The organism is Oleiphilus sp. HI0066 (genome assembly GCF_001635725.1).
Window position 1 is genome coordinate 1 of record NZ_LWFH01001820.1, and the last position, 756, is coordinate 756.

Annotated in this window: 1 protein-coding gene; it reads left to right on the top strand. The window is 47.1% G+C overall.

What is annotated here, in order from left to right; genetic code table 11:
* A partial coding sequence (locus A3738_RS28140; protein WP_231876786.1) for a methylmalonyl-CoA mutase family protein occupies window positions 1-756 on the top strand: 756 nt, incomplete at both ends.

Here is a 756-nt window from a genome sequence, read left to right on the forward strand (position 1 = left end):
CGCATCATGCAAGAGTTTTCGCCAAGCAATCCAAAATCATCGATGCTACGCACACACTCTCAAACATCTGGTTGGTCGCTCACCGAACAAGACCCGTATAACAATGTGATTCGCACAACTATCGAAGCGATGGCTGCAGTATTTGGCGGCACACAATCTCTTCATACCAATGCGCTTGATGAAGCGGTCGCACTTCCGACAGAATTCTCTGCTCGCATTGCCCGCAACACCCAGATCATCATTCAAGAAGAGACAGGCATTACTCAAGTAGCTGACCCTTGGGGTGGTTCTTACATGATGGAGTCGCTCACACAACAAATTGCGGATAAAGCATGGGCTCTGATCGAAGAAATTGAAGAAAGCGGTGGTATGGCTAAAGCGATTGAGCAAGGCCTACCTAAAATGCGCATAGAAGAAAGCGCAGCTAAAAAGCAAGCACGCATCGACCGTGGCGAAGATGTCATTGTAGGCGTTAATAAATATCAACTTGCGGAAGAAGAAGAGCTAGATATTTTAGAGGTCGACAACCTTGCAGTGCGCGAATCACAAATCAAAGGCCTTGAGAAAATCAAAGCAGAGCGTGACAATGACGCCGTCAAAGCTGCACTTAATGCCCTCACATCTGCAGCAAAAACCGGTGACGGAAACCTACTTGCTTTAAGCGTCGCAGCTGCTCGTTTACGAGCCACTGTTGGTGAAATTTCTGACGCATTAGAAGAAATATATGGTCGTTACCAAGCTCAAGCTCGAACCATC